Annotated in this window: 21 protein-coding genes; 10 read left to right on the top strand and 11 right to left on the bottom strand. The window is 37.8% G+C overall.

Going from position 1 to position 25,935, the window contains the following annotated elements; all coding sequences use genetic code 11:
* From BM143_RS01065 to BM143_RS01050, 4 genes are all read left to right on the top strand, one after another.
* Window positions 1–2,046, top strand: a complete 2,046-nt coding sequence (locus BM143_RS01065; protein WP_090022031.1) for a M56 family metallopeptidase — start codon at window positions 1–3, stop codon at window positions 2,044–2,046.
* A gap of 77 nt (window positions 2,047–2,123) precedes the next feature.
* The gene (locus tag BM143_RS01060; protein ID WP_090022029.1) at window positions 2,124–3,014 is read left to right on the top strand and encodes a GLPGLI family protein; all 891 of its coding nucleotides are present in this window, start codon (window positions 2,124–2,126) and stop codon (window positions 3,012–3,014) included.
* 95 nt (window positions 3,015–3,109) lie between these two features.
* Window positions 3,110–3,685: a sugar O-acetyltransferase gene (locus BM143_RS01055; protein ID WP_090022026.1), complete on the top strand. Its 576-nt coding sequence runs from the start codon at window positions 3,110–3,112 to the stop codon at window positions 3,683–3,685.
* A gap of 8 nt (window positions 3,686–3,693) precedes the next feature.
* A complete protein-coding gene (locus BM143_RS01050) occupies window positions 3,694–4,554 on the top strand; it encodes a GLPGLI family protein (protein ID WP_090022024.1) in 861 nt (286 codons plus the stop codon).
* Between the two features lie 429 nt (window positions 4,555–4,983).
* Here the strand turns inward: BM143_RS01050 and fsa are convergent, their stop codons facing one another.
* Complete coding sequence (fsa, locus tag BM143_RS01045; RefSeq protein ID WP_034725246.1) at window positions 4,984–5,637, bottom strand: fructose-6-phosphate aldolase; 654 nt, start codon at window positions 5,635–5,637, stop codon at window positions 4,984–4,986.
* A gap of 238 nt (window positions 5,638–5,875) precedes the next feature.
* Between fsa and BM143_RS01040 the strand changes: the two genes are divergently transcribed.
* On the top strand, window positions 5,876–6,364 hold the full coding sequence (locus tag BM143_RS01040) for a YdeI/OmpD-associated family protein (protein WP_090022021.1): 489 nt from the start codon (window positions 5,876–5,878) through the stop codon (window positions 6,362–6,364).
* Window positions 6,365–6,688: 324 nt separating this feature from the next.
* On the opposite strand, the gene BM143_RS01035 is transcribed toward BM143_RS01040, so the two are convergent.
* Window positions 6,689–7,255 carry a tetratricopeptide repeat protein gene (locus BM143_RS01035; protein ID WP_090022018.1) on the bottom strand — a complete coding sequence of 189 codons (567 nt, stop codon included), beginning with the start codon at window positions 7,253–7,255 and terminating at the stop codon, window positions 6,689–6,691.
* Window positions 7,256–7,453: 198 nt separating this feature from the next.
* Here BM143_RS01035 and pepE point away from each other — a divergent pair, with 198 nt between their 5' ends.
* From pepE to blaIND, 4 genes are all read left to right on the top strand, one after another.
* Entirely contained in the window at window positions 7,454–8,146 is a 693-nt protein-coding gene (pepE, locus tag BM143_RS01030; RefSeq protein ID WP_090023852.1) for a dipeptidase PepE, read from the top strand.
* A 158-nt stretch (window positions 8,147–8,304) separates the two neighbouring features.
* Window positions 8,305–9,675, top strand: coding sequence for a D-alanyl-D-alanine carboxypeptidase/D-alanyl-D-alanine endopeptidase (dacB, locus tag BM143_RS01025; RefSeq protein WP_090023851.1), 1,371 nt, complete (start codon window positions 8,305–8,307; stop codon window positions 9,673–9,675).
* 6 nt (window positions 9,676–9,681) lie between these two features.
* Window positions 9,682–10,833: a sensor histidine kinase gene (locus BM143_RS01020; RefSeq protein WP_090022015.1), complete on the top strand. Its 1,152-nt coding sequence runs from the start codon at window positions 9,682–9,684 to the stop codon at window positions 10,831–10,833.
* A gap of 399 nt (window positions 10,834–11,232) precedes the next feature.
* Window positions 11,233–11,967, top strand: a complete 735-nt coding sequence (blaIND, locus tag BM143_RS01015) for an IND family subclass B1 metallo-beta-lactamase (protein ID WP_090022012.1) — start codon at window positions 11,233–11,235, stop codon at window positions 11,965–11,967.
* Window positions 11,968–12,025: 58 nt separating this feature from the next.
* Here blaIND and BM143_RS01010 read toward each other — a convergent pair whose 3' ends face one another.
* The 9 genes from BM143_RS01010 to BM143_RS00970 form a co-directional block, all read right to left on the bottom strand.
* On the bottom strand, window positions 12,026–13,882 hold the full coding sequence (locus tag BM143_RS01010; protein WP_090022010.1) for a M61 family metallopeptidase: 1,857 nt from the start codon (window positions 13,880–13,882) through the stop codon (window positions 12,026–12,028).
* Window positions 13,883–14,040: 158 nt separating this feature from the next.
* Entirely contained in the window at window positions 14,041–15,672 is a 1,632-nt protein-coding gene (locus tag BM143_RS01005) for a M1 family metallopeptidase (RefSeq protein ID WP_090022008.1), read from the bottom strand.
* Window positions 15,673–15,753: 81 nt separating this feature from the next.
* Complete coding sequence (locus BM143_RS01000) at window positions 15,754–16,149, bottom strand: hypothetical protein (protein ID WP_090022005.1); 396 nt, start codon at window positions 16,147–16,149, stop codon at window positions 15,754–15,756.
* A gap of 12 nt (window positions 16,150–16,161) precedes the next feature.
* Complete coding sequence (locus BM143_RS00995; protein WP_090022003.1) at window positions 16,162–16,914, bottom strand: class I SAM-dependent methyltransferase; 753 nt, start codon at window positions 16,912–16,914, stop codon at window positions 16,162–16,164.
* On the bottom strand, window positions 16,878–17,642 hold the full coding sequence (locus BM143_RS00990) for a DUF2071 domain-containing protein (RefSeq protein ID WP_090022000.1): 765 nt from the start codon (window positions 17,640–17,642) through the stop codon (window positions 16,878–16,880). The genes BM143_RS00995 and BM143_RS00990 overlap by 37 nt, the downstream gene beginning before the upstream one ends.
* Complete coding sequence (locus BM143_RS00985) at window positions 17,635–18,021, bottom strand: DoxX-like family protein (RefSeq protein ID WP_090021997.1); 387 nt, start codon at window positions 18,019–18,021, stop codon at window positions 17,635–17,637. Before BM143_RS00985 ends, BM143_RS00990 begins: the two co-directional genes overlap by 8 nt.
* A 243-nt stretch (window positions 18,022–18,264) precedes the next feature.
* A complete protein-coding gene (locus BM143_RS00980; protein WP_090021995.1) occupies window positions 18,265–21,222 on the bottom strand; it encodes a reprolysin-like metallopeptidase in 2,958 nt (985 codons plus the stop codon).
* Between the two features lie 340 nt (window positions 21,223–21,562).
* On the bottom strand, window positions 21,563–22,390 hold the full coding sequence (gene tatC / locus BM143_RS00975; RefSeq protein WP_090021992.1) for a twin-arginine translocase subunit TatC: 828 nt from the start codon (window positions 22,388–22,390) through the stop codon (window positions 21,563–21,565).
* A 222-nt stretch (window positions 22,391–22,612) separates the two neighbouring features.
* Window positions 22,613–23,572: a KpsF/GutQ family sugar-phosphate isomerase gene (locus BM143_RS00970; RefSeq protein ID WP_090021988.1), complete on the bottom strand. Its 960-nt coding sequence runs from the start codon at window positions 23,570–23,572 to the stop codon at window positions 22,613–22,615.
* 158 nt (window positions 23,573–23,730) lie between these two features.
* Between BM143_RS00970 and recQ the strand changes: the two genes are divergently transcribed.
* Window positions 23,731–25,935, top strand: a complete 2,205-nt coding sequence (recQ, locus tag BM143_RS00965) for a DNA helicase RecQ (protein WP_090021985.1) — start codon at window positions 23,731–23,733, stop codon at window positions 25,933–25,935.

Genomic DNA, 25,935 nt, shown 5'->3' with positions numbered 1-25,935 from the left:
ATGGAAACTGTACTTCTATACTTTGGAAAAGTAATTTTAAGCTCCGGTGTAATGTATTTATACTATCAGTTGTCTTTAAAGGACAAGACATTCCATCATTATAACAGATTTTATCTGTTGGGTGCCATGGTGATATCGCTGCTGCTGCCCCTTATCAGGGTAGATGATTTTACGATAGAAGTGAATAGTAATTTATATATGCTTCTTGATAAGATACAGAATTTTAATTCAGAAAAAAACATAGACAATGGTCACATTTATTTTAGAATTATTTTTTCAGCTTTGGGACTGGTTTCTCTCTATTGTTTAGGGAAGTTGATTTTTGGAATTTTAAAAATTCAGCAACTAAAGAAACAGTTTCAAAAAGAAAGTTTTGACGGGATCAATTTTTACCGTACAGACCTGACTGAAGCTCCCTTTTCATATTTTAAAAATCTATTCTGGAAAAACACCATCACGCTCAATTCTGATGTAGGAGAACAGATTTTAAAACATGAAATGGTACACATTGAACAGAAACACTCCTTCGATAAAATATTTATTGAAATCATCACCGCTGTTTTCTGGTTCAATCCGTTTTTTCATATCATTAAAAAAGAGATCAGTCTGATCCACGAATACCTGGCGGACAAAAAAGCCGTCAAACAATCGGACACCAAAGCATTTGCGCAGATGCTTTTAGCAAGCCACTTTTCCGGAACACAGTTGCCTGCAGCCAGTCCGTTTCTAAGTTCAAATCTAAAAAAACGACTCAAAATGTTACAAAAACCAAAAACCAAATTCGGATATGCGCGTAGAATTTTTGCATTACCGGTTTTATTTTCAGTAGCCTTTGCCTATATGGTAAATGCCAAGAACCAGGAAATTAAGGAAACCAACATAGCGATTGAGGATGCCGTTGCCCAGATCAAAAAAGACACGGTAAGACCTGAGAAAATCGGAAGAAAAGAAGTTATAGAACCTAAATACTCCGTACATCCTGACAGTGAGAAAAAACTGACAGAGCTTGGAAAGAAGATTGAGGAAAAAAGTAAAGCCTTAAAAAATCTACACCCGGAAAGCAAAGAATTTCAACAGAGAGTTGATGAGATCAGTGAACTTTCAGGGGAATTAGGAGAGATTACCAGCTCTAATGATTTTAAAATGGCTATGAAAGTTTCTGCAGCAGAAGCAAAAAAGGTAAATGAATTTTTCCAGTCAGATGAATGGAAAAACAAAACTAAAGAGCTTGAAAATATGGGGATAGAAATGCCGGATTTATCCAGTCTGAATATAGATTTCCTTGGAGTTCCGCCATTACCTCCTACACCTTCAAATTCTAATGGAGTAAGAGTGTTCAGATTTAATGATATAGGTTACCAGAATTTGGGTCCGCTCACAGAAAAAGAAACCCGTAAAGCCATGAAAGAAAGGAAAGCTGCCAGAAAAGTTGCTGAAAAAGCAAGAGCTGAGGCGATAAAAGCAGGTGAAAAAGCCAGGATCATGGGTGAAGAAGCCAGACAGCAAGGGCAAATTGCAAGAATAGCTGGTGAGAAAGCAAGGATTGAAGCAATGAAGGCTGGCGAAATCGGAAGGTTAGCCGGAGACAATGCCCGTATCGAAGCAATGAAGGCCGGTGAAATTGGTAGACTGGCTGGAGAAAAAGCCCGTATAGCAGGAGAAAAAGCAAGAATTGATGGCGAAAAAGCCAGACAGATGGGTGAGAAAATCAGATTGGAAGTGACTAAAAGGCTTACCGAAAATGGAGGTGCAAATGTGTATTTTTATAACGGGACGGACTTTGATAAACTCAGTTCAAAGGCAAGAACAATGATAATGGAGGCTGATTACATCAAAAGAGATGGCAACGGAAACATTGCGATGAATGGAGTGAAAAAATTCAATATCAACGGGTGGGACAACTTAAAAGTTTATATAGACGGAAAAGAAGTTTCCAAAGAGGAAGCCCAGGCCCTGAAACCGGAAAAGATTTCAAGCGTCAGTGTGAACAAGCAAAGTACGGATGGCAATAAAAGCGGAGAGATCAGAATTCAGACAAAGAAATAAAGTACCCTTAAGCTTTGTCAATACTAATTAATTGGCAAAGCTTTAATTTTTTTAAACAAGAGAAATAGACATCAGTTATGAAAAGAAATTATTTCGTTGTATTGGCATTTTTAAGTGTATTCGCCCAGGCACAGGTCAACAGATTCTTTTATGATTACAAATACATTGCAGATTCTACCAACAGAGCAGAAGTGAAAAGTGATATTATGCTTTTGGATATCGATAAAAGCGGATCAAAATATTACAGCCGTGAAAAATTTATTTCAGATTCTATCACAAAAGCTGATATTCTCAAGCATATGAAGAGCGGATTTGGCGGAAGCATTAATATGAAGAAAAATATAAAGCCTGGAACCATTTTCACAAGCGTTACCAAAAAGTATCCGGACTACAATATGTCGTTTTCTGAAAAAGTAGGGAACACTACCTATAAAGTAGCGGAAGATCAGAAACCCGAATGGAAAATCTTACCGGATAAAGAAAAGATAGGAGATTATAATACGCAGAAAGCCACAACCAATTACGGGGGAAGAACCTGGACCGCATGGTTTTCAACAGATATTCCTTTTCAGGACGGACCGTATAAATTTTATGGATTGCCTGGACTTATTGTAAAAATTGAAGACAAAACAGGCTCTCACATTATGACTTTAATAGGAAATAAGAAAACGGAGGCCGCTTCAGATGAAGATCTTCAGATACCGGGACTGACCTTGATTGGAATGGGAGGAAAAGAAATTGAAGTCACCAAAAAGCAGTTTAAAAAAGCCTGGAAAGACTACCTTACAGATCCTACCAAAGATATGAAGCAGACCATGAGTACATTGCCAGCAGGCGCTGTAGTCAATATGAAAAATGCGGATGGAAAAAGCATTGACATGAATGAAATGTACAGGAATATCGAAAAAAGAGCAAAAGAAGAAGTAGCCAAAAATAACAATAAAATAGAGCCAGAACTGTATAAATAAGCAATTGGTTTCTACGTGATAAAAAACAGGATGATTTTCTAAGTCATCCTGTTTTCTTTTATTATCTTGAATACTTAAAACTTTACACCCAAATCATGACAGAGAAAGAGAAATGTCGGCAAGGATTGATGTACAATGCCAACTATGATCAGGAGCTGATCAACGAACGAATTGCCGTTAAAGACCTGTGTCTGGAATATAACCAGCTAAAGAATTCTGATGCTGAAAACAGGAACAGATTAATCAAAAAGATTCTTGGGAAAACCAAAGAACACATCTGTATCGAGCCTAACTTTTGGTGTGATTACGGGTATAATATTGAAGTGGGAGAAAACTTTTATGCCAATCATAACCTGATTATTTTAGACTGTGCGATGGTGACGTTCGGAGATAATGTTTTCATCGGACCCAACTGCAGTTTTTATACCGCCGGACATCCGCTTGATGCAAAACAAAGAAACGAAGGCCTGGAATATGCCCATCCCATCAAGATAGGAGATAATGTGTGGCTGGGAGGAAATGTTGTGGTTCTTCCGGGAGTTTCGATCGGAAATAATGCCGTGATTGGAGCGGGAAGTGTGGTCACCAAAGACATTCCTGATCATGCTGTTGCTGTCGGAAATCCTTGCAGGATAATTAAAAATGTTGAAGAAAATTTAAAATCATCTTAATCATTATCATGAAAAAAGTAATTACCTTATTCATTCTCCTATTAACCCTTTCAGTCTGTGCTCAGAGTCAGAGATTCATTTATGAGTATAAGTTCAGCATTGATTCTACAGCAAGAGATGTCCAAGAGACTGAAATAATGTTTCTGGATGTTATTCCGAAGGGATCTAATTTTTACAGCAGCGATGTCTTTAAATCAGATTCTATTTGGGCTGCTGCTATGGATATGCATGTTAAGCGTGGAATAGAGACAGATTTTTCAAAAATTAAATTCAAAGGCAAAATTCGTTATAGTGTTGAAAAGTCATATCCTGATTATTCGGTAATTTTTTTCAATTCTCTGGGTATTGATAGGTATATGGTAGAGGAGAGAAGAAAACAAAAATGGAAAATTCTTCCTGACAAAGCAAAGATCGGAGAATTGGCAGCTCAAAAAGCTGTTTGCGAATTTGCAGGCAGAAAATGGACTGCATGGTTTACCACAGACTTGCTCATTCAGGACGGACCCTCTAAATTTTATGGGCTTCCCGGACTCATTGTAAAGCTAGAGGATTCCAGCCAGACGCATTCATTCGAACTAAAGGGAATTAAAAAACTTCCGGAAGGATATGAATGGAAGAATTCCGGAGAGAATGGTTTTAACCTTATTAAATTGAATGAAACAAAATATAAACAAGCTTTTAAAGATTATTGTAAAGATCCGATGAAAAGTGAAAAGCTGATGCAGGCACAAAGCCGTGATGTTTTGGAAATTGATGATTCAGGAAAACTGGTAAAAACTTCTAATGCGAAGAGAAAGGAGAGAGAAATGCAATTGATTAATCAAATTAAAAAAGAAAATAATATTCTGGAACTGGATCTGTTGAAATAAAAGAATGAAGTTGTCTAAAAAACTTCCCAGGAATAATCCCCGAATCTAAAAGTTCCGGGGATTATTTTTGTCGTTTATTATTTAAGACTGGTTTCCGGCAAAAGGAGTAATTTTATTAAACGCAAAGTTTGAAGATCATACTATATATTTCAGGAATGCAAAGTAGAGAATCAATTTCAATTGATTCGATGAAGCGTGTGCATAAAACGTCCGCTTATTCAGTGGCACAGCCGCACCTCTTTGCTTACCTTAAAATCAGGAGATATAGCATGAAATCTTTGCGTTAAATTTTTTAATTTTTTTACTTTAGGTGATACTGAATTTAAAGAAAAGTAAAGAATCAAAATCGGACTTTGCGTTGAAAACTAATAAAAAAAGACCGTCTCAATTTTGAGACAGCCCCTTTATATCTGAATAGCTTTTCAATAATTAAGCTAATTTCTGAGAATCTGCGATAAACTGAGCCAGTCCGCTGTCCGTTAATGGGTGCTTTAATAAGCTCAAGATCGGAGGAAGTGGAGAAGTGATCACATCTGCCCCGATTTTAGCACAGTCGATGATGTGCATAGAATGACGGATAGATGCTGCCAGGATCTCAGTTTCATACATATAGTTGTCGAAAATTAATCTGATCTCCTGAATAAGACCCAGTCCGTCTGTAGAGATATCATCCAGTCTTCCTAAGAAAGGAGAAACATAAGTAGCTCCTGCTTTAGCTGCTAAAAGCGCTTGCCCTGCAGAGAAAATAAGCGTACAGTTCGTTCTGATCCCTTTATCAGAGAAATATTTTAATGCCTTGATCCCGTCTTTGATCATTGGGATTTTTACCACGATATTCGGGTGGATCGCTGCCAGTTCTTCACCTTCCTTGATCATTTCTTCGTACGTAGTAGAAAGTACTTCAGCAGAAATATCTCCGTCTACAATCTCGCAGATCGCCTTATAATGGTTCTTGATCGCTTCATTTCCCTGAATTCCTTCTTTAGCCATCAATGAAGGGTTGGTGGTTACACCATCTAAAATTCCAAGGTCTCTTGCTTCTTTGATCTGTTCCAGATTAGCTGTGTCAATAAAAAATTTCATTTCGTTTGATAGATTTATTAATGCAAAGATAATGATTCCCTTCGTGAGTGGAAAATTTTAATTTTGTCAGATGTCAGAAGTCAGATGTTAGACACAAGACATCAGACATGAAACTTTTATACTAACACCTTAAAACAAATGATATCCCAAGATCCTCAAACTCTAAAACTCTCCGACTCTAAAACCCATAACCCGTACCCGACAACTCATTCACCATAAAATATTATCTTTGTTAAACATGAAAAACAGCAGCTTTACAGCCCTACTGGAAATTATAGGCATTAATCCTTTTGTTTTCGTTCCTGATGAGATTTTGAATGAAATTTTCAAAGCAGCAGGGAAGGATAAAAGCCCTATTCCTGTGAAGGGAACCGTGAATGGAAAGGAATTTCAACAGAACCTGATGAAATATTTAGGGGAATGGAGACTGTATGTCAATTTACTGATGCTGAAAAACTCCCCCAAAAGAATAGGAGAAACGCTTGAAATTGTTTTAGAATTTGATGAATCTGACAGACGTATTTCCATTCATCCCAGGCTGGATGAAGCAATTAAAGGCAGTCCGATAGCCACCCGTAATTTTGAAAACCTGATTCCTTCAAGAAGAAACGAACTGATCCGCTATATCAACAACCTGAAAACAGAAGCCAGCATCGAAAGAAATATTGAAAAGATTATGCGGCATCTTCACGGCGAGACGGATTTCTTTGGTAAAAGAATTGATTAAAATTAAAGCATCTGATCCAAAAACTTAAAAGAAAACGACAGGTTTGTCCTTACACAAAATAAAGATATATGACCTGTTTTCAACTTTCTTCATACGCTTCATCGAATCAATGAAATTGATTCTTTCCTTTGCCTTCCTGAAATATAAAGCATGATTTTAAAACTTTGCGTTTAAAAAAGATTTTGACTGGCTTAATCTATCAAAACGTAAAGTTCTACTAAGCGGATATTTTATTATCTGTTGTAATCAAGTATTTTAAATAAAAATGCCCCTAAAAAGTTAAACTTCTTAGAGGCAACCCATATATTTGGGACTTTGTTTTTATTATGAGTTTAAAACTTTACTAAGTTTTAACGCATCCTGATTGGTTGGATCATATTGAATAGATTTAGCAATATGCTCTTTTGCTTTGGCAGGATCATTTTTCTGTTCTGCAAAGGCAATATAGAAATAAGCGTAGGCTAGATTTTTCTTATTCTGATCTACTTCTGCCGGTTTTACAGTGGCAATATATTTTTCATAAGCCAGTTTCGCATTGGCATCGTCTTTAGCAGACTGATAAGCATAGGCCTGACTGTAATATGATGGAGCCCAATCCGGTAATAAAGCTGATATTTTTTTCCAGGTATCTACTGCATTGGTCCAATCAGAAGCATCCTGATAAGCTGTTGCTAATTTTGCTAAAGCATCTGTATCTTTTGGATTGGCCTCAATTTGCTTTTTAAGTGCATCAATAGCTGGGTTTGATTGTGTAGTCGTTGTTGTAGCAGCTGTGGCAGTTGTCGTAGTTGCTGTATCTGTTTGAGTAGTTTGTGCATTTACAAAACTTGCACCTCCTGCAAGGATCAATCCTAAAAATAGGTTTTTGATATTGATTTTAGTCATTTTCATAATCTTACATTTTTAAATTCTACATTCTAAAATTCAATAATAATTCCACAAAAGCTCAATTTTTAGAAGCTTTAAGTTTTTTTGGAAAATATTAACGGATACATGTTTTTTTTTAGCTTAATTTTTGATTCGTTGATGTTTGAGTTTATCTTTGTGATTCAAACATTTTTTTATAATCACTATAATTTTCTTACTTCAATGAATATCATATTAGCCTCAACTTCCACTATTTTCGGTGGCGAATATCTGGAATACTTAAGAGAAGAATTAATACAGCTATATAAAGGAATAGATGAGATCATCTTCGTTCCTTTTGCAAGACCTGGTGGAATTTCCCACGACGATTATACGGCAAAAGCCCGTTCTTTCTTTGAAACCCTCAACATTAAAGTAAAAGGCCTTCACGAATTTGACAATAAAACAGAAGCTTTACATAATGCTCAGGGATATTTTACAGGAGGAGGAAATACATTCTTACTGGTGAAAACGTTGCATGAAGAAGGTCTGATGTCTGTTCTTAAAGAGAACGTAGAAAACGGAAAAGCTTATCTGGGATGCAGTGCCGGAAGTAATATCGGAGGTCAGAATATGAAGACCACGAATGATATGCCTATTGTTTATCCACCAAGTTTTGAGTGTATGGGACTGGTTCCGTTCAATCTCAATCCGCATTATCTGGACCCAAATCCTGAACTGAAGCACAATGGCGAAACCAGAGAAACAAGAATCAGAGAATTTTTAACTCAAAATGATCTGAAGGTTGTCGGTCTTCGTGAAGGAAACTGGATCAGAAGAATAGGAAATACAATCACCGTAGAAGGCAGTGAACTGACCAGAATCTTTGAAAAAGGGAAAGAACCTTATGAAATAGCGGCGGGAAGTATAGTATAAGCTGTAAGAACCAGCTCTTATTTTTATTATATTTGATCTGGAATTGAATAAGTATTCTTTGGTTTAAAAGCAGATTCACATACTGAATTTTGTTTACGCCGTCATGCTGAGCGGAGTCGAAGCATATTTATACAATTATGATCTATAAAAACATGGCAATGAAAAAAACACTTGCAGTTCTTATACTGTCGGTTCAGCTATTATCTGCCCAGAATATGGCGCAGAAACTGGATAAAGCTACCAAAGACCTGATGGATTCTTCGGGAGCACTGTCATCCGGGTTATCTTTTTATGTAACTGATGAAAGCGGTACTTTGATCTACGAATATCAGGGGAATAAAGGGCTTTCAACGGCGTCCACCCAGAAAATATTTACGGCTGGCGCCGCTCTGGAAACATTGGGAAAAAATTACACCTATAAAACAACGGCCGGTTATTCGGGAAATCTTTCATCAGGCACTTTGAACGGAGATCTTATCATTGGTTCAAACGGTGATCCAACCCTTGGAAGCTGGCGGTATGATGCCTATAAGCCGGAAAGCTTTAAAAAGAAATTCATTGAAGCACTTAAAAATTCCGGAATAAAAAAGATTATGGGAAATCTGATCATTGATGATTCTTATTTTGACCATCAGACGGTTCCGGGAGGATGGCCGTGGGATGACCTCGGAAACTATTACGGAGCGGGAGTCTGGGGAATCAACTGGAGAGAAAATCAGTTTGATATCAATATTAACGGAACGGAATTCAAAGGGTTTTCCTATCCGCTGGACAATATAAAATGGCTGAATGATCTCAAAGCAGGTGGAAGCTCAGACCAGAGTCTCATTTTTACAGCACCTTATTCCGATGTCGCTTTGATCAATGGAACGCTGCCGGCTGGAAAAACAGTGACCGTTTCCGGTGCTTTGCCCAATCCACCGCTGCAACTAGGAACTGAAGCACTTCAATGGCTGAAAGAATCCGGGATTGAAATTTCAGGAAAAACAGTGACAAGTTCACAGTTGGAGCTGGAAGGAAAACAAGTACCGGAAGCTCCCAAAAATGTAATTCTTACCTACGAATCGCCAACTTTGGATAAAATGGTCTATTGGTTTTTGAGAAAAAGTGTCAATCTTTACGGAGAAACCTTCATTAAAACCTTAGGAAAAGAAAAGAAAGGGAATTCAAGTTTTAAAAGTGGCGTAGCTTATCTGAAAGAATTCTGGAAATCTAAAGGAATCAATCCGAATATGATCAATTTTGCAGACGGAAGCGGACTTTCTCCTCAAAATTATGTAGCGGCCAAAGCTGAAGTTCAGGCTTTACTGTATGCTAAAAAGCAAGGTTGGTTTGATGCTTACTATGATGGTTTTCCGGTTCAGGACAACGGCATGAAGATGAAAAGCGGAACGATGAGAGATACCAAATCTTTTGCAGGCTACCATACCGCGAAAGATGGTAAAAAATATGTATTTTCAATCATTATTAATAATTATCAGGGAAGCGGAGGCGCAGAACTGCAGAAAATTCTGAATGTCTTAAAATAAAAAGCTTTGAGGAAATCCATACTGGCCAGACTGAATAACTGGATTATATTTTTACTGATGACCATTGTGGTGGTGACCATTGTGGTAGCCTCAACGATTCTGATCAATTTTCTGAGAAAAGAAGAGATCAAAAGGGTAGACATTCTGGTAAGTGCCCTGAAGTTTCAGCAGGAAGTAACCCCCAGCCTTGAAGTTCAGGAACTGATCCTCAAAATATACAGTTCCAATACCACCATTCCAATGGTTGTACTGGATAGGGATGACCGCCCGATGGTTCATAAAAATATTCCTCAGGAGATTGAAAGCGATCCTGTGCAGGTTACGATTCTGGCTAAGAAAATGGCGAAAAGTTATCCGCCTATTGAAATTAAAGTACCCGACGGGAACAATCAGTTTGTGTATTATGACAACTCGCAAATCCTTAATAATTTACGGTATTCACCTTATATATTAGGATTTTTTATTCTGTGTTATTTCCTGTTTTCATTCTGGTTTTTAAGGACGATCAAGAAAACGGATGAAGGTTATCTCTGGGCCGGACTGGCGAAAGAAACGGCACACCAGATCGGAACTCCGCTTTCCTCTATGATCGGTTGGATGGAGATTATGAAGCTGGATAATCCTGAATCTGAAGGCATACACGAAATTGAAAGAGATATCGAAAGACTGAGGACCATTTCTGAACGTTTTTCAAAAATCGGTTCTATTCCTGAGCTCAATGATCTGAATTTCAATGAAACCATCTCAGAAAACTATGATTATCTGAAGACAAGGATTTCAAAGAAAATCAATTTTACACTCCACCTTCCAACCTATACTATTCTGGTTCCCCACAATAAAATCCTGATGAGCTGGGTGATTGAAAACCTTGTTAAAAATGCCGTAGATGCTATGAAAGGCGAAGGAATACTGGATATGTACGTTTTCGAAAGAAACAAAAATATTCTGATCGAAGTCAAAGATACCGGAACCGGAATGACGAAGCAGCAGGCAAGAAATGCTTTTAAACCTGGCTATTCAACGAAGAAAAGAGGTTGGGGATTAGGACTTTCCCTGGCCAGAAGAGTAATCCATGAATACCATAACGGAGATATTAAAATTTCCCAGACTGAGGTAGGAAAGGGAACTACGTTTAGGATAACTGTAAAAAAAGCTTAGTCTAATCGCATTATCTAAATTTAATTGTCAATTGATCATACCGTCAAACCTTATAGGTTTTCAAAACCTATAAGGTTTCTTTCGCTTACATAATAGTATTTAACGAGATATTAAAATTTTCTCGGACCAATTATCATCTTCTCCCACAGCTTTCTATTAAAAAAAAGTTAAACCCCTTTTCATCCTCCTCATTTTATCGAAATTATAATTAGTTTCGCGATTCGTTCAATTCTGCGTTTGAGAGTCGGAGCGTTTTAGGGTTTAAAAGTAACATAGTTGCTGGTTCAAATCTCAGAACTCATATCCCGAAACATATCTGACATCTGATGTCTGAAATCTTGGTTCTTGGTTCTTGAATCTTAGATCAGATTACAAATCAATTTAATACCATAAAAAATTATGAAGAAAAGTGTTAAGGTCTTTACAATGTTGTTTTTATTCTTAATTAATTTTTTTAACGCGCAGCAGGTACGCGATTTTGAGATCGAGCCGCCTCTTAGCCCGAACCTGTATTTATACAAAACATTCGGCGTTTTTGGCGGTAAAGAATATTCAACCAATGCGCTTTATCTGATTACGAAGAAAGGGGTGGTGTTATTTGATGTTCCCTGGCAGAAATCCCAGTATCAAAGCCTTATGGATACCATCAAAAAGCGTCACGATTTACCGGTGATTGCGGTATTTGCAACCCATTCCCATTCTGACAGAGCAGGAGATCTGAGTTTTTACAATAATAAAGGAATTGATACCTATGCTACTGAAAAAACGAATGAATTACTAAAGAAAGAAGGTAAAGCGACATCCCGTAAGATCATAAAAACCGGAAAAAAATATAAAATCGGAGGCGAAGAATTTACGGTAGATTTTCTTGGAGAAGGACATACTGCGGATAATGTAGTGGTGTGGTTTCCAAAATACAATGTTCTGGACGGTGGCTGCTTAGTAAAAAGCAGTTCTGCAGTTGATCTTGGGTACACAGGAGAAGCCAATGTACAGCAATCGCCATCGACGATGCAAAAACTGAAAGCCAAATACCCGGCCAGTGCGAAAGTAATTCCGGGCCATGATGAATGGAAAGGCAACGACCATGTGAAGCATACGCTGGAATTATTACAAAAGCAAAGCGGTAAATAAAAAATAAAAAGCGGAGAAAACTTCTCCGCTTTTTTATTGACCATTAATTTTCAATGTATTATTTCTTTCCTGTCAGCCACTGAGTTTGCAGTTTCAGTTCTGCCGGAGTAGGATTGGCTTTATACTGCAGGCTTTCAATCGTCATTTTGTCTAAAATAGCTTTTCCTTTAAGTTCCATTTTATCATTCTTGTCGCCATTTTTTCTAAGGATGGTCACAGTAACGTTCTGGCCTTCCTTAATTGATTTAGCATAATTGATGAAATCCTGCATTTTCTGAATATCGATTGTTTTTCCATCCAGAGCAAGAATTTCATCTGTAATTTTGAATCCTATGCTTTTTGCAAAAGGCGATAATGCTGAGCTCTCATCAAAGATAAACGTGTTGTTCTTATCGTTATAACCTGTCTGATTCGGGTCTTTAATGAACCAGAACAATGGAGGTGTATCTTTCTTTTTAGCTTCTACGCCTACCATATTCAGATATTCTGCATAAGGGGTAGGCTGGTTTCCTGCGATATATTTGTTATAGAAATCTTTTACCTGAGGATATCCGGTTACGGTTACCAGTTCGTCGATCAGTTTGTCATCTTTGAAAGGTTTGTTTTCACCGAACCTCTGAGACAGTTTTCTGATCATATCACGGTAACCCATTTCCCCATTAGACAGTTTTCTCAGTTCAATATCCAAGCACATAGCCAGTAAAGCTCCTTTTTCGTATACGTTTCTGTACTGATCTTTGTATGCGTCCTGCAGGATATTTTTACTCATCACCGTAAACGGCATCGTATCGTCATAACTCTTGGAATTGGTGATCTTTTCGTTCATTCTGTGAAGGAATTCGTCTTTATTGATCAGTCCTTCCTGGATTTGGAAAAGATTCGCAAAATATTCTGTTCCTCCTTCATACATCCAAAGGTGCTGAGACATTTTAGGATCTGCATAATCGAAATAATGAATCTCCTCTGAATGCGTTTTCAAAGGATTCACCGTGTGGAAGAATTCATGGGAAACAACATCTGTAATCGTTTTGTCAATCGCTTCTTTCGGCATCATTTCAGGAAGGACCACACTGGTGGATTCATGATGCTCCAATGCTCCGAAACCTTTGATTTTTGGCCCGTCACCTCCTGAAAGGTAAAGCATGATCGCATATTTTTTATTGGTATTCATGTCACCCAGGAATTTCTTCTGAGCCAGTACCATTTTTTCAAGATTCTCTTTAAAGTCTGCCGCTTTGTATTTTCCTGTTGGAGAATAAACGCCCAGTACCAGATCCATTCCTCCTGCATTGAAGGTGATATAATCCGGTTTGGTGTACATTAGCGGAGAATCAGTTACTTTAGCATAATTAGCCAATGTAAAGGTATCCGTAGCATCAGATTTGTCCTGATCTACCAAAGCTGTCGTCCCATAAAAACCGGCAGGCTTCTGAACGATAAGCTGATACGGAACATCCTGCATATTGTCGATATATCCGATGAAACCATGGGTATTGATCATAAAGATCTTTCCTTCCTCAATATCAGTTCCTGACGGAGAAAATACGGCTTTATGTTTTGAACTGTCCATTTCATCATCAAAACTGTCATTTACCAGATAAGTTACTTTGGTTAAATCTTTAGCATTTTTTAATGAATAGGTATTGTCGTTTACTTTGGTGTACGCAATTTCTCTTCCTTTGTTGTCCGCAAACTTGATGCCTTCCACAAATCTTCCGTAGTCATCTACAGAATAGGTACCCGGAACGGTTTTCGGAAAATGAAACTTGATGTCTCCGGATTTCATTTTCGGGAATTCCATGGTAACGGCTACCTTGTCGTCTTTTACATTCACAAGATCAATCGTAGTTTTTATGGATTGGGCATTGGCCAGAAATGCGGCGAATAGACCCAGGCTGATTGCTGTTTTTCTCATTAGGTTTAAATATTATAGTTAAATAGTAGTTTTTTTTATCGTTTTGTTACGAAATGTAATATTAAACTTTTCTTAAAATTTTTAAACGCGAAAGATGAGTGAAATAAAAAAGGGCAAACTTGCTTATTTTCAAATTTGCCCTTTTACAAGTTTTATGATTACTGAACGTTCTTATAATTGATATAATAGTTCTTGTTGAATTCTATCGGGGTAGATTTTTTCAGTTTTACGGTCTGCCAGCTTTCTGTTGGATTGATCGTCTGATCTCCGTTAACGATCACCGGAAGTTTAAGATCCTTCACCACATTGGTGTATCTGAATTTTAAAGAGGCTCCGTTTTGTGAATACTCAAGAGTAGGGATTTTAACCGTTCTTAAATATTGATTGAAAATACTCGATAGATCAATTCCTGATTTTGAAGACATATAATCTTCGATTTGCTTGGTGGTAACGGTTTGATGATAGAAATCCTTGTTCATTCCTCTCAGAATCTGTCTGAATTTCTCATCATTGTTGATTACCTGTCTGATGGTGTGGATCATGCTGGCCCCTTTTGGATACATATCGCCGCTCCCTTCATTTCTCACACCATATTGTCCGATAATAGGAACATCATTCTGGATGTTTCCACGGATTCCTATGGCATATTGGTCAGCCGATTTTTTATCCATGTATTTTTCTGTAAAAAGAACCTCGGAATACATGGTAAAACTCTCATGGATCCACATATCCGCCTGATCTTTTGCTGTGATATTATTGGCATACCATTCATGTCCGCTTTCGTGGATGATGATATAATCCCAGTTAAGGCCTACACCCGTTCCCGAAAGGTCTCTGCCCAGATAACCATTGGTATAGCCATTTCCATAGGCAACATTACTTTGGTGCTCCATACCCAGATACGGGGAATCAACCAGTTTGTAAGAATCTTCATAGAAAGGATACGGCCCGAACCAGTATTCAAAAGCAGACATCATAGGTTTTACCTGCTGGAAATGTTTTTTTGCTTTTTCAAGATTGTAATCCAATACCCAGTAATCCAGATCCAATTTTCCTTTTTCACCGGTAAATGTGTCTTTAAAATTGACGTATTTACCAATATTCGGGATGATAGAGTAGGCATTGATCGCATTTTTCACTTCCCACGTATAAGCCGTTTTATCGCCTTCTGTTTTTTTGCTGATCAGCCTTCCGTTTCCTACACCCACAAGGTCATTCGGAGTAATGATCTTCATAATGATCCCGTTTTCAGGTTCATCGCTCCAGATATCTTTTGTCGGAAGCCAGATGGATGCACCGATTCCTTCATCGGCAACACTCATCCACGGATTTCCTTTTTCATCCTTAGCGAAAACCCAGCCTCCGTCCCACGGTGCGTTTTTTGCAATCACAGGATTTCCGGAATAGGTAACGTCAATAGTATATTTTTCTCCTTTTTTGAAGTTCTTTTTTGTGGTAACAAAGATAAAATCACCATCCTGCTTATAGTTGGCAATTGGAAAATTGCCTTCCACTTTATCAGCTTTCATCGGCTTTTGCAGGTCGATCTGGAAAACAGGGTTTGCAATATCTTTGGTGATCTCAAAGCTGATTTTATTATATCCTTTAATGCTTTTCTTGGCAAAATCAGGTTCTACGGAAATATCATATTTTTTGACATCCCAAAAATTCCTGAATTTCGTATCAGAACCTTTCAGAGTATCCTGTTTGGTGAAAACTTTATCCTTTTCAAAGAACTGCCCGAAGACCAGCCCCGAAGCGAATAAAAGTGTATATGTCAGCTTTTTCATTTAAAATCAAATTAAATTCTATCAAAAATAGAAAAATTAATGTCAATAATTTAGATGTAAGCACAAATAATTTTATTCTGCTTATTGGAAATAGATGATCCAAAATAAGGCGCTTACATATATCCAGAATAAAGAGAAAATGATATGGATAACGGTTTCAAAAGCTTTTCCCTTCCATAATTCTGAAGAATATCCAAAAAATTGAATGAACAGTCGGGTGGTCCAAAAGATGGCTAATCCAAGGGTGATTTTTTTGCCTAAACCGGCTTCTGTCAATTCTTGCGGAGAGGTAAGACAAAGCAAACCCATAAGAAATACCGTTAAAGCAATGAAAATGGTATGAACCCTCATCATTTCCCTATTCATAAGGCTCAAGGACTGAAGTTCTTTTTCCCAGTTAAAATATTTAGGAAAAATAAGATGTACAAATGCTAAAGCAATGAAAAGCGTTCCGATGATTTGTAAATGAAGTTCCATAGGATGAGATAATTATGGGGTACAGATAAAAATTGACATAAAAGGAGTGAATTTTACTTCTTTGATGGATGCAAAACCAGCATGGCTAAAAGCATTTTTCCATATCGCTTTTGAAAAAAAATGTGTGAAGCCTACAGAAAAAGCCAGAAAATTCGGAAAATCTCGCAGGTGTTCTACCATAATTATTTTTCCTTCGGTTTTGCATAAACGGTGACATTCTTTCAAAAACAGGATTTTTTCCTCATTTGACCTTATTTCGTGTACCGCAGAAAGCAGGAAAATAAGATCAACTGACTGATCAGGCAAAGGCATTGAATTAGACTGCATCTGTTGGGTGTCAGGATATACAATGCTCACTTTTCGGGCTCTTACGATAGCCGGTTCCGTATGCCGTTTGGCATCATAAAAATCAAATACCTTTACATCGGCTTGTGGGAAATTGTCTTTAATAATGTAGCTCGTTTCATCAAAGCCGGCATTGATATTTAAAATCTTTTTTACTTTAGATTCATCAATAGAGCAGTCTTTCAGCCATTCAAAATCATAATATCCCGAGAAATCATAGACATAGGCGGATACGATTAAAGGCATGATCAATCCGTAAAGAAATGCAGCGATGATGATCCAGTATAAAAGATCTGACCATTCAAATAGTTGATGGCTGAGCGTTATTAAAGCTAAAATCCCTATTCCTATGATATAAAAATGGCGGTTGAAGCTTAAAATATTTAAGACGCCCTGAAATTGTCTTCTTGTTGTTTCCATGATTCAATTTTTCCTTTTTTCCAGTAGTATGGAATGTTTTTAATGATAAAAGCATTGGCTAAAACAGGGTTTTCCAGTTTAAGCGCATCTAAAAAACCGAAATGATAATCAAGAATTTCTACCGGTGCGGGAGTCCAGTTTTGTCTTACGCCTTCAATGATAAGAACTTCCTTGGTTTCTTCATTGTAAGTAAAAGTAAATGGCAGTGGTCCTGCAAATCTTCTTGCTTCTTTCCAGTCTGCAAAGGGAGATTGGGGAGGTAGCGATATATTTTCTTCTTTTTTGCTGATGCTTACTTTAAATCCGGACTTCACAGACTGTATTTCTTTTGTATTTTCTGTTTGTGTCTGCCGAATGTCTGTTGTAGAATAATTGTAATGAGTAAATACATTACCCATGAATTCCATTTTCTTTTTATCTGTTTCAGATTTAAGAATATACAGTCCACGAAGTTTCTTTCCGGTATTGCTCCTGTATCGTACAAATACCCGGTAGCCGATCAGGTAAAAATCATTTCCCATGAATTTTGGAAAACCTTTTGGGCGTAAATCTTTTGTCTGAACCATTGCTGCTGCTACAAAGGCCCATTGATCCTGAAAAGTATCGAGTTCCAGACATTCCGGGATAAGGCGCTGCAGTTGTTCTTTAGGAACCGCAAAGGTCAGAACAAGAGAACTTTCGAAAAAAGCTTCAACAGCGAACGGATGGGTTTTTAAAAAGTTAAACATGATGATTTAGTTTTTTTGGATTCAAATGAAATTCATTAAAATAGATAAGCAAAATAAACAGAAAAGCAAACAGGGAATTGAATTTGCCCCAAAGCAGTAAATCGGGAGCCAATATAAATTCAAGCAGATTCATCGCAGCAATAATTGTAATTTGGGCAATTGCATTACATCTGGAATTGATTCCCGTTAAAATCCACACCGCCATCACTATTTCTGAACATCCGATCAGAACCGTTAGCAGTCTTGAATAATCACGACCTAAAATTCTGGCAACAATCTCTTCATGGCGTGGAACAAAGTTCAATATTTTACAGAAAAGACCATTGATGATCCAGACTGTGGCAATACCATAATTGATAATGTTATAGATGCTTTTCATGGTGAAGAATTTATCTTATTAATTTCTATTCAAATATAAAGATATTTTTGAACTTTCAGTAATTATTGAAAATAAAAAATTAAAAAAATAACTATTTTAATTTAAACACTTGTTTTACAGTTGTTTAGGGTTTTGCTTAATCTGTATTGTTAAAGAATAGGAAGTTTTCACAAACATTGTGTTGGGATACCTATAAAAAAAGCCCGGCATAAACCGGGCTTTTCGTATGATAAAGATCAAAGCTTATTTCTTAATGAATTTAAGCTTGGATACGGTTCCTTTATCGTCGATTGTAATTACATATACCCCGGTGCTTAGTTTGGATACCGGAATTTTCTGGTTGGAAATAGTACCATTCATGATAGCCTGTCCTGCCATATTGAAAATGCTGAATTGTGCTTTAGAAGAAATATTAGTCACATTCAGAATATTATAGGCCGGATTAGGATAAATCTGTACTGAAGTATTGTCTTTCACGACATCATTCGTACTTAATGCCTGCTCCTGGATACGAACCGGATAGTCTTCAACCTCCCCATATCTGTGACTTCCACATCCATTGTCTGGTTGGTTGTCGTAAGCCAGTACAACTCTCATGATTACGTTTCCAGCAGTATAAGCATTTACAGGGACTGCAAATGTTCCGGAAACCGGAGTTATTGTACTAGCGGCACTGGTGTGAATAATTTCGGAATCAGAGAAGGCTCCATCTCGGTTAAAATCTATCCATGCAGTCACTCCTTCGTTATACAGACCCGCTGACCACTGCTTGGTAACGCTTACGGTATTGCCTGAAGTTCCTTTGACAAGGGTGATCAATTTAGTAGGATCAGTCGTGTAGTCGGTATAAGGGGAAGCTGTGCTGGTGTTTGAAACAGCGCTCATTCCGGAAGGTGTTACGGTAACATTGGAAATGAATTCGTCACTAGAGCTTGTACCTGTTATTACACATTTAGTAAACGGAAGGGTGGTGAAATTGGTGGACGCTGAATAATTTCCTATAGCAGATCCGCACACATTGGCGATCTGAACTTCATATTGAGTAGCTTCTTCCAATCCTGAAATATAATAGGAATTTGTTGCTACAGGAACTGTAGTCCATGTGGTTGCCCCTGTTTTTCTATACATCAGGGAATAGGTAGCTCCTTGCAATGCAGTCCAGTTTACATTGGCAGAAAACCTGGTAATTCCGGAAACTGTAACTCCTGCCGGCGCTGCTGAAGAACAACCTTCAGATGCTGAAACAGTCGCATTGCCTACTGCATAGAATACGTTATCAATCGCACTTACTCTTATCTTTAGATTAGCGCCTGTAGCCAGTGAAGAGAATGAGAATGGTTCAGCGCCATCATTCGGAGTGGAGGGAGTTATTAAGACCCAGTTGGCTCCGTTATCTGTCGTATAGTCAATTTTAACATTCTGCACATTGTATATACTGCTGTTGGTATTGACAACATCCCATGTAATAGCAGCTGGTGTATTGTTGTAAACGGTAGTTGAAGTTACTTTGAATGGCCCGTCATTTCCAACTTCCAGCGTTATTTTTTCACTTTGAGTTTGTTGTTTTGTGATATCGGGGTTATTATCTCTTACTGTAACTTTAAAATGCATGGTTCTTGGCACATCGGAAACCGTTTCCCAACCTGTAATATTTGAAAGAGTTCCGTTGAGAACATCTGAAAATTTAGGGAAGTATCTTGTTGGAGAAGTTGTAGGAAGTATTGATCTGAAGTTGGCTCCGTTGTTACGGGTTGGGCTTACCGGACCAAAAGTCAGGCCTGCCAGGTCATATTGTTCCCAGGTGTAGGTCATCGGGTCATTTTGTGCATCTGCTGCCGATGCTGTAAGAACAAATGCTGTTCCTTTCGGAATTGCCTTAGTTACGAGTGGTTGAATTGTAGGAGGAGTATTATTGGTAATAGTGGTCGTAATGCCACATTCTTTAGAATTCACATAGGCCTGTATTTCCTCAATATTTTTAACATGGAAATAAGCATCTGAATTCATTTGCACATTGGCATTGGTAATACCTGCATATCCCATTATGGTGGATCCTGATCCTGGTTCCATATGAGCCCCATGCTGGGAGATAGACATCGTATGAGCTCCTCCAAACTGATGGCCAATTTCATGGGCTACAAAGTCTATATCATAAGTATCTCCGAATGGTTGATCTACAATATTTGGGGATGTAATTCCCGCTCCTTTTGAAGTGGCATCATTATTATTGGCCGGATTTATACACACATTTCCTACACGGCCGGCGCTTCCACCACCACCTCTATGCCCGAAGAAATGTCCGATATCATAACCTGCATCTCCTATAGCAGCTGTGATAGTCTGCTGTACCTGAAGATTCCAGGCTCCCGGAGCACTATAAGTTCCATTGGCATTCTGAATGACATTGGAATAGGGGTCGGTTGCAGCATCTGTAAAAATAAGCTGCGGAAGATCCAGGACATTCATGTGAATAGCAAAATCTTTTTCAAATACACCGTTTACCCTTGTCATCGTAGCATTAATGCGGGTAGCAGCACTTGCCACACCTCCGGCAAGCTGAGTGTATTCTGCATTTACAGAAATTGCCAGTCTGTAGGTTCTGTACTTTAAGTCGTTGTTTTTGTGGCCAGATCCTGAGCCCAGAACATTTTTAGATTTCAGCAGTTTACTGATTTCCATTTTTGACTGTTCTGATTCTGATGTTGTACATTCAAACGGATTTCCATCCTGGGTTTTATTGGACTTAAAAAATACTCCGTATACATCTCTTTCCTTATTGATAGGTTCAATAAATTCATGCTTTCCTGTAACTCCGTCAAAAATCATTGACTGAAAATCATTTGGAGCCGTACTAAATCTTACCTGTTTGTGTGGATTATCTATTCCGGTTCCTGAGTATGATCCTAGTTCATAACGGTCTGCCATAGATTTTTCTACTACCGGGGAACTGTAAACTGAAAACCTTTCTACTCTTCCATCAGCCGTGGGTAAAGAAATAATGACAGGAGTTTTACCTTGTTCTTTTTCGGGAGCATCTTTTAGGAGACTTCTAAGTGAGTTGAGATCTACTTTATAGGAGTATAATACATTTACTTCCTTTCTTATCGGAGCCACTTTGTGGGATATAGGCTCCCAGCGCTGTGCCTGCAGGCCTGCTAAACCAGAAGCCAAAGCTAAAACAAAAATAATTTTCTTTTTCATATATATTATTTTAATATTTCTTTAAAGCAAATATAAAATAAAATAATATCTATGCAATATGTAATGTGTTGTTTTATAGCTATTTATGCTGGGTGTTTTATCTGGAGTTGAGAAAAAAATTAATAAAAAATAAAGGTTTAAAAGTATTTATTTTTTGGTATGTGATTTTAAATAGAAAAATTTTTCACAAAAAATAATTTATTTAAAATTAGTCTTTTTATAAAATACAGCTTTATCAGCCTATGATAAGGCTGGATTAAATGGATGATACTATTGCCTTAGTTTTTTATGTCAAAACTAAAGAATATATAAGCTGGAAATGTAAAATAGAAGACGTCTTTTACTTCTGAACTACTGGCAAATTTGCAGCGTTTTTCTGAACTTTCTTGTAGGTAAAACTACACATGATAATACTGAATTCATACAGAATCAATAATGGGAAAGCAGCCATCATCATACTTAATACATCGGCCGGGGTAATGATCGCGGCAACAACCATGATCAATACGATTGCGTGACGGCGATAAGTTTTCATAAACATAGGCGTAAGAATACCTATACTCGTAAGGAAATAGATCAGAATAGGGAAGAGGAAGATAATCCCCATACCTAAAATAACCTGTAAAAAGAGTGTGGTATAGTCGCTTAAGTCATAAAGCGGAATGATAATATCTGAGATTTTGAAAATAACTCCAAAATTAACAGCAAATGGAAGGATTAGGAAATACCCGCATAAAACGCCGGTCATAAAAAGAATCCAGACCGCATTGATAATAAAGATTGAGTTTTTTCTTTCTTTCGGATGAAGAGCAGGTCCGATAAATCTCCACAATTCCCATACAATATAAGGAAAAGCTCCTACTAGACCTCCGAAAACAGACACAGCCATCATGACGTTGAATTGCTGATAAAGCCTCTGCACACGAACAGGAAACTCTTTTGGAAGGTGAATACTGTCTTCCCCTAAAAGCATCCTTGAAAAATGGTTGACTACCCTGAAAGTTGGAAAATCATTTCTTGTCGGTCCAAAAAAGATGTGGTCCATGATCCAGTTGATATTGAATCCTACGGCAAAAGCTACCACTATAATAGCAATAATTGAGCGGACAAGATGACCTCTTAATTCTCCAATATGCCCCAGGAAGGACATGTCTTTTTTTTCGTCCATATACTACAGTCTATCTAATAATAGTAAACTCGTCAGAGTTAAGCTGTTTAAGTCTGCGAAATTATGAAATAATAATCAGTATTCAGAATTATTGGGAATGATTTTGTGTAAGTTTATAAGGACAATACCTTTATGTTTGATTTTCAGAAAAAAACAGACGGTATTTTGAAGAATACCGTCTGTTGATTTATTTTTTAAAGATGAAGATGACTTCAATTGGAATTAATTAATCCCTTCATCAAGCAGTTTGTGCAGATCAATGATCCCGAAATATGTTCCGTTTTCTGTGACGATCAGTTGCCCGATATTGTTTTCTTTCAGAATTTTCATAGCGTCTTTAGCCAATGTATCTCTTTCAATGGTTTTAGGATGGGCAGACATGATGTCTCTGGCCTGAACCTTAGCAATATCATCGCCCTTCATCAGCATTCTTCTTAAATCCCCGTCTGTAATCACGCCGATGATCTTTTCATCATGAGTGACCACCGTAATTCCGTGGCTGGATGCACTGATCGAGATAATGACGTCTCTTACCGGTGCGTTTTCCTCTACCTGAGGTTTTTGAGGGGATAAAAACTGGTCTACCTTTGAAACAAGATTCTTTCCTAAACTTCCTCCCGGATGGAATTTAGCAAAATCATTCTCTCTGAAATCATTAAGTTCCATTAAAGCAACTGCCATGGCGTCTCCAAGAGCCATCTGAATCGTGGTAGAACTTGTAGGAGCCAACTTGTTCGGGCAGGCTTCCACATCTACATGGGTATCCAGGACAATTTCAGAGAATTCTGCAAGCTTACTCTTTTTATTTCCGGTCATCCCTATCAATGCGGAAGAATAATCTTTCAGAAAAGGGACAAGATTTGCTATTTCCGGTGAATTTCCGGAGTTGGAAATGCATAAAACAACATCCTGCTTCTGAATTACGCCCAGATCTCCGTGGATCGCTTCGGAAGCATGAAGGAACTGTGACGGTGTTCCGGTGGAATTTAAAGTGGCTACTATTTTATTGCCTACATGGGCAGATTTCCCGATTCCCACAACGATTAACTTCCCTTTTGCCGAATGAATAATCTCTACTGCTTTGGCGAAATCTTCATCTATCCTGTTCTTTAATTTTTCAAGTTCTGAAATTTCTATCTCTAAAGTGCTCTTCGCAATTGAAATAATGTCGGTTCTTTCCATTTTATAAGTATAAGGTATACAAAAAATCCAATGAAAAACGTTATATTTAAAAAAGAATATTTAATATAAGTTTTATTTTTTATAAATTCGTTCGCTTTTATTTTAAGCAGAATTTTTATAACTTTGGGTTGGATGCAAATTTAGCAATAGAAAATTAGATGAGCGCAAAAAAAGCCAATTTATCAGGCGAATTGAAAAAGTATTTCGGGTTTTCTACATTTAAAGGCCAGCAGGAAGAAATTATAGAAAACCTACTCAGTGGGAAGGATATATTTGTCTTAATGCCAACAGGAGGAGGTAAGTCATTGTGTTACCAACTTCCGGCACTTATTTCAGAAGGCACGGCAATAGTAGTTTCGCCTTTAATAGCGTTAATGAAGAATCAGGTAGATGCGGTAAACGGTCTTTCATCTGATGACGGGGTGGCACACGTTTTAAATTCATCATTAAACAAAACACAGACAAAACAGGTCTTTGATGATATCAAAGGCGGCAAAACCAAGCTTTTATACGTAGCTCCGGAATCATTAATTAAAGATGATTATCTGGATTTTCTGAAAGAAGTGAAAATTTCTTTCGTAGCTATTGATGAAGCACACTGTATTTCTGAATGGGGACATGATTTCAGACCTGAGTACCGGAACCTGAAATCTATTATCGACAGGATTGCTGATGTTCCGGTGATCGCTTTGACAGCCACCGCAACACCAAAAGTTCAGGATGATATCCAGAAAACTTTGGGAATGACGGATGCGCTGGTTTTTAAAGAAAGTTTCAACCGTCCCAATCTATATTATGAGGTACGACCAAAAGTCAATGTAGATAAGGAAATTGTGAGATTTATCAATCATCACAAAGGAAAATCAGGAATTATATACTGTCTGAGCCGAAGAAAGGTGGAAGAGTTTGCGCAGCTGTTGCAGGTCAACGGGATCAATGCGCTTCCTTATCATGCGGGTCTCGATCAGAAAGTACGAGTCGCCAATCAGGACAAATTCCTGATGGAGGAAGTAGATGTGATCGTGGCAACCATTGCATTCGGAATGGGAATTGACAAACCGGATGTACGTTTTGTGATCCATTATGATTTTCCAAAATCTCTTGAAAGTTATTACCAGGAAACCGGAAGAGCAGGAAGAGACGGTGGCGAAGGCTATTGTCTTGCATTTTACGATCCTAAGGATATTGAAAAATTGGAAAAATTCCTTGCCCAGAAACCTGTTTCCGAAAGAGAAATCGGGCTTCAGCTTTTAAATGAAGTGGTAGGTTATGCTGAAACTTCTATGAGCCGAAGACAGTATATTCTGTATTATTTCGGGGAAAATTTTGATCCGGTAAAAGGAGATGGTGCAGACATGTGCGACAATTCCTCCGATCCTCCAAAATTAAAAGAAGCTACAGCAGATCTGAGAAAAGTGCTGGAACTCATCAGAGATACCCAGGAAAAATTCAAATCTAAAGATCTGATCTCCGTGATCGTCGGAAAAGAAAATGCCGTTACAAAATCCTATAAACTGGAACAGACTTCTCATTTCGGTTTCGGAAAAGAGGAAAAAGATAATTACTGGAAAACCATTTTAAGACAGGCTACCGTTCAGGGGTATCTGCAGAAAGATATTGAAACGTATGGCGTTTTGAAAATGTCGGACAAAGCAAGAAACTTCCTCGATAATCAGCCTAAAGAACCATTCTTGATTGCTGAAGACCGTGAATTTGACCTTTCCCAGACCAAAGCGGAGAGTGAGCAGGTACAGTTACAGGCCAGCAGCGGACTTGACCAAAATCTGTTCGGTCAGTTAAAAGACTTGAGAAAAAAAGTAGCCAAGAAATATGGAATTCCGCCTTATACGGTTTTCATGGACCCGAGTCTGGAAGATATGACGGTTCAGTATCCGGTTTCGGTGGATGAGATTGCAAAAATCTATGGAGTAGGAGAAGGAAAAGCCAAAAAATACGGTAAAGAATTCGCAGACTTCATTAAAACCTACGTTGAAGCTAATAATATCGAGCGTACCCAGGATATGGTGCTTAAACAGGTGGCAAATAAATCCAGCCACAAGGTTTTCATCATTCAGAGTACCGATAAAAAGATAGATCTTGAAGATATTGCAAGAGCAAAAAACCTTTCGATGACCGAACTTTTAAAAGAAATGGAAAGCATCGTTTATCAGGGGACAAAGCTGAATATCGATTATTATATTGAAGATAATTTCGATGAAGACATTGTAGACGGCTTCATGGAATTCATGACCGAATCTGAAAGCGACAGCATGAAAGTGCTTCTCGATGAATTTGGGGATGAACTGTCTGATGAAGAAGTGAGAATGCTGAGAATAAAATTCATCAGTGACGTAGCTAACTAA

The sequence above is a fragment of the Chryseobacterium oleae genome, from assembly GCF_900115055.1.
Classification (GTDB): Bacteria; Bacteroidota; Bacteroidia; order Flavobacteriales; family Weeksellaceae; genus Chryseobacterium; species Chryseobacterium oleae.
Note: the sequence above shows the minus strand (reverse complement) of the source record. Positions and strands in the feature narration are given on the sequence as shown.